At 49.0% G+C, this 10,362-nt stretch carries 11 protein-coding genes and 1 pseudogene; all 12 read left to right on the plus strand.

Going from position 1 to position 10,362, the window contains the following annotated elements; genetic code table 11:
- Position 1 precedes the first annotated feature (1 nt).
- Positions 2-340 (plus strand): Na(+)/H(+) antiporter subunit C, encoded by a 339-nt coding sequence (locus JFN88_RS04575; protein WP_199018148.1) that lies wholly within the window; start codon positions 2-4, stop codon positions 338-340.
- Positions 333-1,808 carry a Na+/H+ antiporter subunit D gene (locus tag JFN88_RS04580; protein ID WP_199018149.1) on the plus strand — a complete coding sequence of 492 codons (1,476 nt, stop codon included), beginning with the start codon at positions 333-335 and terminating at the stop codon, positions 1,806-1,808. Before JFN88_RS04575 ends, JFN88_RS04580 begins: the two co-directional genes overlap by 8 nt.
- Positions 1,809-1,889: 81 nt before the next feature.
- On the plus strand, positions 1,890-2,366 hold the full coding sequence (locus JFN88_RS04585; protein WP_199018150.1) for a Na+/H+ antiporter subunit E: 477 nt from the start codon (positions 1,890-1,892) through the stop codon (positions 2,364-2,366).
- On the plus strand, positions 2,366-2,650 hold the full coding sequence (locus tag JFN88_RS04590; protein ID WP_199018151.1) for a Na(+)/H(+) antiporter subunit F1: 285 nt from the start codon (positions 2,366-2,368) through the stop codon (positions 2,648-2,650). Before JFN88_RS04585 ends, JFN88_RS04590 begins: the two co-directional genes overlap by 1 nt.
- Complete coding sequence (mnhG, locus tag JFN88_RS04595) at positions 2,634-3,014, plus strand: monovalent cation/H(+) antiporter subunit G (protein ID WP_332908436.1); 381 nt, start codon at positions 2,634-2,636, stop codon at positions 3,012-3,014. Before JFN88_RS04590 ends, mnhG begins: the two co-directional genes overlap by 17 nt.
- A 302-nt stretch (positions 3,015-3,316) precedes the next feature.
- Positions 3,317-4,333: an AI-2E family transporter gene (locus JFN88_RS04600; RefSeq protein ID WP_199018153.1), complete on the plus strand. Its 1,017-nt coding sequence runs from the start codon at positions 3,317-3,319 to the stop codon at positions 4,331-4,333.
- A 47-nt stretch (positions 4,334-4,380) separates the two neighbouring features.
- A complete protein-coding gene (locus JFN88_RS04605; RefSeq protein WP_199018154.1) occupies positions 4,381-4,884 on the plus strand; it encodes a DedA family protein in 504 nt (167 codons plus the stop codon).
- 452 nt (positions 4,885-5,336) lie between these two features.
- A complete protein-coding gene (locus JFN88_RS04610) occupies positions 5,337-5,912 on the plus strand; it encodes a TetR/AcrR family transcriptional regulator (protein ID WP_199018155.1) in 576 nt (191 codons plus the stop codon).
- A gap of 189 nt (positions 5,913-6,101) precedes the next feature.
- Entirely contained in the window at positions 6,102-8,318 is a 2,217-nt protein-coding gene (locus JFN88_RS04615; RefSeq protein ID WP_199018156.1) for a YhgE/Pip domain-containing protein, read from the plus strand.
- Positions 8,319-8,446: 128 nt separating this feature from the next.
- Positions 8,447-8,947, plus strand: a complete 501-nt coding sequence (locus JFN88_RS04620; protein WP_199018157.1) for a DedA family protein — start codon at positions 8,447-8,449, stop codon at positions 8,945-8,947.
- A gap of 60 nt (positions 8,948-9,007) precedes the next feature.
- Entirely contained in the window at positions 9,008-9,751 is a 744-nt protein-coding gene (locus tag JFN88_RS04625; RefSeq protein WP_233167405.1) for an NUDIX hydrolase, read from the plus strand.
- Positions 9,752-9,796: 45 nt separating this feature from the next.
- Positions 9,797-10,154 (plus strand): annotated as a pseudogene (locus tag JFN88_RS04630) (Lin0512 family protein).
- Positions 10,155-10,362 lie beyond the last annotated feature (208 nt).

The following is a 10,362-nucleotide window of genomic DNA, read 5'->3' on the forward strand; positions in this document are numbered from 1 at the left end:
TATGGAAACCTTCATTACGATTATTGCAGGCGTACTTTTTACGATCGGAACCTATCTCATTCTAAGCAAAGGGCTTGTGCGCATCATTCTTGGCATATCGCTGTTCACGCATGGAGTACATTTGCTGCTTATGGCGGTGAACGGACTCAAGAAAGGCGGCGCGCCTCTGCTTGGCGAGGCTACGGATGTATATACCGATCCATTGCCCCAGGCCCTTATTCTGACATCTATTGTAATCAGCTTTGCTCTGACCGCGTTTTCCCTCGTGCTGGGTTACCGGACTTATGTAGAGCTTGGAACCGACGATCTGGAACAGTTGAAGGGAGATCCGAATGAATAATCTTGTTATCTTGCCGATTCTTCTCCCGCTATTGACCGGTATCCTGATGTTTTTTATCCCACGCCAAATCCGTTTGCAGCAGGCGATGGCAGTTGCAGGCGCTTTAATTACCCTTGGGACTTCGCTGCTGATCGTAAGCAGCATATCGGACAATGGGATTCAAATATTGAATATGGGCGGCTGGGAAGCCCCCTTTGGCATAACGCTGGTTGCAGACATGCTGGCCGGGCTGTTGGTAACAACCGCTTCCATCGTGACGCTTGTTTGTTTGCTATATGCTTTTTATGCAACCAATCAGGAGCAAAAAAAGTTTTATGTATATCCGCTCATTATGATTTTGCTTTGCGGAGTTAACGGCTCATTTCTGACCGGGGATATTTTCAACCTGTTTGTTTTCTTTGAAGTGATGCTGATTTCCTCTTATGCGCTGATTAGTCTCGGCGGTGGGAAAATTCAATTGCGTGAAACGATCAAATATGTAGTGACGAACATTATTTCTTCGATGCTCTTCGTTATTGCGATCGCTTATCTGTATTCCATCACAGGAACGCTTAATATGGCGCATCTCTCCGAGCGTGTAGCCCTGGCCGGTCAGGACGGCCTGATAACGACGGTAAGCCTGCTGTTCTTGATTGTATTCGGTCTAAAGGCAGCCCTGCTGTTGTTCTTCTGGCTGCCAGGGTCCTACAGCGCTCCGCCAGCTGCTATTGCCGCACTGTTCGCCGCGCTGCTGACCAAGGTCGGGATTTATGCCATTATGCGCATGTTTACGCTAATTTTTTATCATCAGTCGGAACTGACTCATACGATTCTTGTCTGGATGTCGGCGCTTACCATGGTTCTGGGCGCCGTCGGCGCAATTGCTTATTCGGATATTCGCAGGATTCTGGCTTATAATGTAATTGTATCTGTCGGATTTATTGTCTTCGGGGTAGCGGTGGCAAGTGAAGCCGCGCTATCCGGGTCCGTATTTTACCTGATTCACGACATGCTGGCCAAAGCGCTGATCTTCATTCTTGGCGGTGCAATCATCAGCATTGCCGGTACCGACAAGCTGCGTGAAATACCGGGGCTGATCCGATTCCGGCCAACGCTTGGCTGGCTGTTCTTCCTGTCTGTGCTGGCGCTTGCCGGGGTGCCGCCGTTGAGCGGCTTTGTAGGCAAGGTTATGATTTTGCAAGGCGGGGTAGACCAGCGATATTATGTAATGGCCGCAGTCGGCATACTTACGAGCCTGCTTGTCATGTACTCTGCAATGAAAATTTTCATCAACAGCTTTTGGGGAGAGACATTGCTTAGCGAAGGGGAAGAGAAGAGTTCCGGGAAGGGGTATCTGCTGCCTGGCTCCATTCTGGCGGCCTTGCTGATAGGCCTTGGTCTTGGAGCGGAACCGATGATGGAATACGTCGGACAGGCGGTAGAAGTGATGCTCAATCCGACGCTTTATATCGAAGCTGTCTTGCCCTGAGCGGGTTGCAAAATCTGTGTCTATCGAAGACGGCCTAGGTCGTTTACGCCAGTTAAGCTTGCAGGAAGGAAGTGCTGTTGATTGACGCTGCAAATTTTATTGAATCTCGTGATCGGGATGGTATGGATGCTGCTCCACGATGAGTGGAATATGCTTACCTTCACAATCGGTTTTCTGATCGGTTCGATTTTTATATTCGCGCTGCGAAGATTTTTTCCGGGACCGTTTTACGGACTCAAAATATGGTCCATTATCAAACTGCTCATCTTGTTTAATGTTGAGTTGGTCAAATCCAGCCTGATTGTTATCGGGCAAATTACCCGTCCAAAGCTGAATATCCAGCCAGGCATCTTCAAACTGGAGACGAAATTGAAATCAGATTGGGAAATTATAATGCTTACCAATCTGCTTGCGCTGACACCGGGTTCGGCCGTGTTGGAGATTGCTCCGCAAGAGGGAGTCATGTATATCCACGCGATGGATATGGCGGAATTCAGGCATTCGATTGCCAAGACGAAGGATTTGTTTGAAGAGGCCATTATAGAGGTGATGCGCTGATGCTCAACAACCTGATGCTATTGTCGATGTTTTTGCTGTCGGTGTCGATTGTCATTTCCCTGTACCGTGTTATCCGCGGCCCTTCGATGCCGGATCGTATTCTGGCGCTGGATTCGATTGGCTATAGTGTAATCGGTATTGTAGCGGTATTGTGTATTCTGCTGGATACCCATGCCTATCTGGAGACCATTCTGCTGATCGGAATTCTGGCTTTCCTGAGCACCATTGCCCTATGCAAGTTTATCGAAAGGGGTGTCGTCATTGAACGTGAACGCGATCATTGAGATTCTTATCGCTGTCATGGTACTGGCGGGTACGGTGCTGAGTCTGTTAAGCTCCCTGGGGTTTATCCGGTTGCCGGATGTTTACACCCGTGCGCATGCTGCTACAAAGAGTGTCACACTCGGCATATTATTTATTCTGCTAGGCACCTTTCTTTACTTCTGGTTTGTGCATGGTTTGATCAGCATTCGCCTGCTGCTTGGCATTGTATTCGTATTCCTGACGGCTCCGGTGGCGGGTCATCTGATCATTCGCTCAGCCTACCGTTCCGGTGTCAAGTTGTCCGATACCAGTGTCAAGGATGAACTGAGGGAAGATTTGAAGAAGGCAACACAGTTGGAAAAGTACCATAGCCGAGAAGGATAGCTTGCCATGTGAAGCAGCCCTCCCCAGATGAACGGATCATCTTGGGGAGGGCTTTCTTCGCGAAACGAAGTTTTTGCCCGTCAAAGGACGGCAAAGCCGTTTACGCTTGTTTAGAACGGTCAATCTGCCTACGCTTGTCCACAGAGTTCGAAGGCCGCGAACTCAGTATTCAAACGAATCTTGTCCTGCTATAATATATGTAAATAAGAACCGTAACGTATATTTCCGCTTGTTTGGGCCAAAGCTGGAACAAAGGGTTGGTAATTGCTTTACGAATACAACCTGAAGGAAGAGGAATCAACATGCAGGAGTTTATAGGTTGGTTAAAGCAAAAGGATGTCCGGCGATTTTTAATATTGGCCCTGATCTGCCTGCTGATTTTCAGTGTAAGAAGTATGATGAACCTGATTTTGCTGACGTTGCTGTTCACATTTCTCATGGGCAGCCTGCATGTGTTTGTCATGCGCCATCTGGACCGCTTCTATTCGGTGCCTTCCAAGGTCATCTTGCCACTGCTGTATATTTTGCTGCTGTTGCTCATCATTTTCGGCTTTTACAAATTTGTCCCCTCGATTGGAAACCAGATTGTTCAACTGTATAAAATTTTTAAATGGTTTTATTTTAATCCCCCGGATACGGAGTTTACGAAATATATCATGGGATACTTGAATTCCGTTGATTTTCAGAAGCTGATTGCCCCTAGCTTTAATCTGGTTGTTAAAATCAGCCAAGTGGCTTTAAATGTATTTCTGGCTCTTATTCTTAGCCTCTTTTTTTTATTGGAAAAAACGAAAGTTACGCAGTTTTCCGCACAGTTCAAAAAAAGCAAGCTGGGGTGGCTGTTCGAGGAAGTCGGCTATTTCGGCAATAAATTTATCCAGACATTTGGTAAAGTGATTGAAACTCAAATTCTCATTTCCCTGATCAATTCTATTTTAACAACGATCGGACTTTGGGTTATGGGTTTTCCGCATCTCCTGGGGCTCGCGCTTATTGTCTTCCTGCTTGGTCTTATTCCGGTAGCCGGGGTGTTCATCTCTCTGGTCCCGCTTGGAACGATCGCCTATAGCATTGGTGGATTCAATTATCTGTTGTATCTGCTTATTCTCATTGTGGTACTCCATACGATCGAGGCTTATGTACTCAATCCGAAGCTGATGTCATCCAAGACACATTTGCCGATCTTTTACACGTTTATTGTTCTGCTGTTCTCGGAGCATTTCTTCGGCATATGGGGGCTGATTATCGGAATTCCGATCTTCGTCTTTATGCTGGATGTGATTGAGGTCAAACCCGTGGAAAGCTCTGGGCGTCATTAGTCGTATTGTCGTGGCCTTAGTACAGCAAGAGATCGGAGAATACGCTTATGGAAATGGTTCAGGAGTTGGTTTCACATTACGGCTATTTAGCTATTTTTTGTCTGCTGGCGCTTGGGATAATAGGGTTGCCGGTTCCTGATGAGGTGCTCATGACCTTTGTCGGTTATTTAGCCTCGGTTTATGTTTTGAAGCTGCCTTTGGCTTTTGTCGTTGCCTTTAGCGGAGCGTTATGCGGCATGCTGCTCAGCTATACGATCGGGCGCAAAATTGGCAAGCCTCTAATACACCGCTATGGAAAATGGGTCAAACTGACGCCGAAAAGGCTGGAGCGGATCGAAGGCTGGTTTCACCGCTACGGAATGTGGACGATCGTATTCGGCTATTTCATTCCCGGAGTACGGCATGTCACCTGCTACATTTCTGGAATGAGCGGGGTTCGTACGGGTCAGTATGTAATATTTGCAGGGGCGGGGGCATTGCTTTGGAGCACTGTTTTCATCCTGATCGGATATTTTCTCGGTAATATTGATATTTTCTCGTTGTTTAGATAAGGAATTCGGACTGGCGGCAGCGAGCGGACAAACAGCAGCATTCTCTTGAACACAAAGGATGCCGCGAAGCTGCCGGCCATAGCCAGTCCTTCCACATGCGTGGTTTTTTTGATAATCATGTAGACAGCCGAGCTGCCAATGAATTCTATAGCAATAAACTCCTTAATGGATGAGAGGGGGATAACGATCATAATGAAGTCGCCCTTCCCTCTGTTTCTCCGCATCATCATTCCCCCTTTCTCTTACCCAATATCTTTGCTAGCGAAACGGATATCTTCCTGCAACGCAATCCATTAAAGCTATGCGTGCACAGCCTGTTCTCATGTTAGTTAAGTTGGAAATCATTATTTTGACAAAAGGATTGCATGTACGTTCGATTTTGGCTATAATCATCTCATTCGTGACTACAGAACTCAAATGTTATTTGGGTCAGAAAGGGGCGCATCAGCGGCATGGCGGAGATTGATCGCAGAAAGGAAGTATTAAAGGCGGCATCCCAGTCCTTTTCCTTATACGGCTACAAGGCGACGACGATGGATCAGATTGCCAAAATCGCAAGGGTAGGCAAAGGTACGATCTACACCTTTTTTGAGAGCAAGGAAGAACTGTTTCAGGAAATTATGATGCAGATTAATGCGGAAATTCAGGAGCTTGCCCAGCTCATATACCGGGAAGAGAAGTCCTTTCAGGAAAATATGAGAGCGATCTTGCAGGAGGTCCTGACCTATCGCAGCAATCATCCTTTAGTTGCTCAGCTTGTCCATGAAATTCGGGATATCGGAACGCCGGAGGCGATGGAGGGCGTCCGTCAGACGGAAGAAGCGCTTATTCAATACGTTAAGCTCAAGGTGGAGGAATATACGCGGCGTGGTGAATTGAAGCCGAGCGACCCGGAAATTACTGCCTACATGTTGGTGAAGACGTATTTGATGCTGACGAGGGAATGGTCCAGCACACGGGAACCGCTGGCTGATGAGCGCATTCTGGAGCTTGTGGAGTTTTACTTCTTGTATGGGGTCGGGAAGTAAGGGATAAGGGACATCTTGCTCTGGCGAGGATGCCAAGCGAACAGGATTCTCTCAAGAGGTGGGGAAGATGCTGCTGTACGAGAGGAGGCTTGCCTGCCATTATGGGGGCGGGCACTTATCGCACACTGAATTGACCGAAATATCAAATTAGTTCTGTGGTTCTTATTCGGACAACAAGGGATGGTTTCAATGCAGATGCTTAGGGCAGAGTGGAATAAAATTTTTAGCAGGCCAATGACGGTCATTACGATTGTGGGGCTGCTGTTTGTGCCCTTCTTTTACGGGCTGATCTTTCTGTCGGCGTATTGGGACCCTTATGGGAATACAGATCAGCTCCCTGTTGCAGTTGTTAACCAGGATGATGGCGCGGAATACCAAGGCGCGCAACTGGAGGTTGGTAAAAATCTGGTCGATCATTTGAAGGACAATGATACCTTTAAATGGACGTTTACGGATAAAGAGACGGCACTGAAAGGTCTTGAACAGGAAAAATATTACCTTGTAATCGAGATTCCGGCAGACTTCTCTAAGGATGCCGCAACAGTGTTGGACAAGCAGCCGAAGAAAATGCAGCTCAACTATTATACGAATCCCGGCAAGAACTATCCGGGGGCGCAAATCAGCGCGACGGCTATGGTTAAAATTAATGAGCAGATTGACGCCGAGGTAACGAAGGAGTACACACGCTCGTTATTTGACAGTCTGGAAGATGTCTCCTTGAGCTTTCAAAAGGCCAGTGATGCGGCTGGTAAAATTGAAGACGGCTCGCGCGAGGTAGAGGATGGCGCCAAAAAGCTGAACGATAAGCTGGAAGAACTGGCATCCAGCACGATTACGTTCAATAAGGGCGTCGCGGATGCCGCGAGTGGAGCTGGCAAACTGCAAAACGGGCTGCAAGATGCAAGAAGCGGCTCTGTCAAGCTGCACGATGGGCTAAAAGGATTGGAGAACGGAACCCAATCACTTGAGCAGGGGGCGGTCAAGCTGCAAGGCGGATTAGGCCAGCTTGCATCCGCGGGCAATCAACTGCATGCCGGGGCGAAGGAACTAAGCGGCGGTCTTGCCAGTCTGAACAGCGGCCTTCAAACCTCATCGTCGGGAGCGGACAAGCTTAATGAGCAGATGGCGGCCTATAATGCCAAGCTGCAGGAGCTTGGCGCCGCAATGAAGAGGGAAGTGGAGAAGGAGCAGGCAGATCCGACAGTGCTGAAGAAGCTGTCTGCTGCTCTGAATGAGCTGGAGCAGAGCGGAAAACAGCTTCAGGCGGCAATCGGGCAGTTGGCGGCAGGCCAGTTGCAGCTTGCGGCAGGCGCACAACAACTGACAGAGGGCAGCGGCAAGCTGGGAGATAATTTGGGCGCGCTTGCCGCAGGGATCGAGAATGCCAAAGCCGGGGCAGTTGAGTTGACAGCTGGCAGCGGGGCCTTGCAGAAGGGGGCGGCACAACTGGTCCAGGGCGGAAGCAGTCTGTCTGATGGATTGGACAAGCTGGTCCAGGGACAGCATAGTCTGGTGGCCGGGATGGGTAAGATCAGCGATGCTTCCGGCAAGCTGCAATCTGGGTCCCGACAGCTTGCGGACGGCTCCGACAATTTGCATACCGGGGCAAAAAGTCTTAGCGACGGAACGGGCAAGCTTCATAGCGCCCTGAGGGACGGAGCGGAGAAAACCGGGGTACAGGCAGATGAAGGCAACTATGATATGTTTGCTACGCCGACTGAGCTCATCGGGAACAAGCTGCATGATATTACCTCTTACGGGGTGGGGCTTGCTCCGTATATTTTGAGCATTGCGCTCTATGCGGGAACGATGATGTTCGCCTCCGGCTATCCGCTTAAAGAGGCAGCCATTCGACCGCGGAGGGGACTTGCATGGTTCACAAGCAAGCTGAGTGTCGTTGTCTTGGTAAGTCTGCTCTCCTCGATTCTCGCAGATTCCATTCTTATCTGGGGAGTCGGGCTTGAGGTGCAGAACATCTGGCTGTTCTATCTGTTCACCTTTATTACCAGCATGGCCTTCTTCTCCATTGTATTTTTCTTGTATGCGGCACTGAACAATGTAGGGCTATATGTGGCTTTCCTGCTCTTGCTGCTGCAAATCGGGGGAAGCGGAGGGACGTTCCCGAGCCTGCTGACTCCGGGTTTTTTCCAAGCGATTCATCCGTACTTGCCAATGACACATTCGATCAACGGGTTTCGCCAGATTATCTCGATCGGCACCGATTACAGTCTGGTCTGGGAGCAGGCAACGTTCTTAAGCGGGTATATCGCGGTCTTCCTGCTGCTGGCGGCGCTCACCTTTATTTTGCGCACCCGGCATATTGCGAAAACAGGCCATTGGGAGCATACCTCCATTGTGGATGAGAACAGCGCCGACATGGTTCAGAAAAAGAAAAGTGATCTGTAATACAGGCACAGGCTTGCGGAATTAATCCGTAGGCCTGTTTTTGTGCTTGACAGACAAATGTTAGCGGTTTTTCGACACATGGGTTATAATGGACAAGTCTGAAAAATTAGGCTGGTGGAGAATGAGAAATGGAAAATCTTCAGGAGTTTGTCACACAATACGGCTACATTGCAATTTTTCTGCTGCTGTCTTTAGGCATTATCGGTTTGCCTGTTCCGGATGAAGTGCTTATGACCTTTGTCGGCTACTTATGCTCACAGGGCGTGTTAACTTATATATTCGCGGTGGCAGTGGCCTTCGCCGGCGCGATGTTTGGCATGATGCTCAGTTATTTTATTGGGAAAAAGGTTGGCAAGCCGCTTCTATGGCGATATGGGAAATGGCTCTTCCTGACGCCAAAGCGGCTGGCCAGGGTAGAAGGCTGGTATCAAAAATATGGCATGTGGACGGTCGTATTCGGCTATTATGTACCGGGCGTCCGGCACTTGACCTGCTATTTGGCAGGCGTGACGGGAATCAGGCCGCGTACGTATGTCCTGTTTGCCGGGCTAGGGGCAATAATTTGGTGTACGGTTTTCATTACGATTGGCTTTTATATCGGGACCATTCATTACCTGAAGCTGAAATAACAGTGCTGAAAGGGCAACAGTTATCGCTTCGCCATTTCTGATATGGAGGGGAACAAAACTTTGACCCTTTTAATGTTTGCACTCCTATTTGTTGGCAGTGTTATACTCATGATGTCTACCCCTTATGCGATTGTGATTTTGGGCTCGCTGCTGCTTGCTATCGTTATTAATGTGTTAATGAAGCAGAACTTGTTGAGGAAGGATATGGAGGAAATCAAGGAGCTGCTTATGGAAGAGAAAGAAGCGAGGAAGAACCTGGAATTTCAAACAGACAGAAGGCCGCCGGAACTGCCTGAAGCGCTGACGCGGACGGTGAATTGGGGGCCGGTGCAAGCAGACTTTACGCGCGAATACGACCTGAACAGCGGGAAAGTCAGCAATATCAGCATGGTTCCTTTCGTTGAGGAGCAATGTGTCATGTTCCAACTGGAGAGTGGAAGCTGGGAGCTTCCAGGGGGGACGCTGGAGCCAGGTGAGCACTTTATGCAAGGGTTGCGCCGGGAGATTGCCGAGGAGCTGGGGGCAGAACTGAAATCTTATTATGTCATTGGCCAGTTCAGTTGCCGCTCTCTAGCGGATAAGCCCTATCGTCCGCATATTCCTCATCCGGAGTTTGTCAGACTGGTGGGTTATGGCGATGTCGAATTGTTGGGGCCGCCGCTCAATCCGCCAGACGGAGAGCAGGTGGCGGCTGTCGTATTGATGGATATTGAGGAGGCTGTCAGTTGCTTCGAAGAGCAGGGGCGTGATGACTTGGCTGGCCTTTACTGGCTGGCCCACAGCATTCGAGCAACCAAGGCGTAAATGGCTGTTGTCAATCCGGATACCTGAATAAAGGAGGCAGTATGTATGGAACAGGTCATGTTTATCGAAATCGGGATGGGTACGGATCTGCACGGTCAGAATATTACGAAAGCGGCTGTACGTGCGGTGAAAAATGCGATTCATCATAACTCAATGCCCGGTCTTCGCTCGGTACTGCCCGGAGGAACGCTTGATCATATGAAGGTGCATGTGAAGCTGGCGCTGCCCTGCGACAAGGAACTGTTGCGCGGAGGAGGTCAGGGACGCATTGCCTTACGGACAGGTGACCATTGAGGTAATGGACGGGGGAATGCTGACGACTAGTGGTATCGTGTTGCCCGATAAAGATGATAAGAACGATCTGATCTATGTTGTGATTGCCTCTGTCGAGGTCGGATATTAATCAATCTGATGCAGCCTTGGGCTGCGTGCGGATATCGGGGAACTGTGCAGCAATCGATTTTACTTTCACAAGGTCTTCTATTCCTGGCAAAGGAATAGCGGCCTTTTTTTGCGTTCTCTATTTGCAAGCATGGGGAAGGTTGCTTGAACTTCCTGTAATCTACCTAGACAACTTGATTCATGAACTATATGATAAATTTCGGAAAGAG

Source organism: Paenibacillus roseus, from assembly GCF_016424485.1.
GTDB lineage: Bacteria > Bacillota > Bacilli > Paenibacillales > Paenibacillaceae > Paenibacillus_D > Paenibacillus_D roseus.

Excerpts from the sequence above, each read along its gene's own strand:
- JFN88_RS04620 (WP_199018157.1), top strand. The coding sequence starts at position 8,447 with ATGGAAAATCTTCAGGAGTTTGTCACACAATACGGCTACATTGCAATT.
- JFN88_RS04580 (WP_199018149.1), top strand. The coding sequence starts at position 333 with ATGAATAATCTTGTTATCTTGCCGATTCTTCTCCCGCTATTGACCGGT.
- JFN88_RS04600 (WP_199018153.1), top strand. The coding sequence starts at position 3,317 with ATGCAGGAGTTTATAGGTTGGTTAAAGCAAAAGGATGTCCGGCGATTT.
- JFN88_RS04615 (WP_199018156.1), top strand. The coding sequence starts at position 6,102 with ATGCAGATGCTTAGGGCAGAGTGGAATAAAATTTTTAGCAGGCCAATG.
- JFN88_RS04575 (WP_199018148.1), top strand. The coding sequence starts at position 2 with ATGGAAACCTTCATTACGATTATTGCAGGCGTACTTTTTACGATCGGA.
- JFN88_RS04590 (WP_199018151.1), top strand. The coding sequence starts at position 2,366 with ATGCTCAACAACCTGATGCTATTGTCGATGTTTTTGCTGTCGGTGTCG.
- JFN88_RS04605 (WP_199018154.1), top strand. The coding sequence starts at position 4,381 with ATGGAAATGGTTCAGGAGTTGGTTTCACATTACGGCTATTTAGCTATT.
- JFN88_RS04610 (WP_199018155.1), top strand. The coding sequence starts at position 5,337 with ATGGCGGAGATTGATCGCAGAAAGGAAGTATTAAAGGCGGCATCCCAG.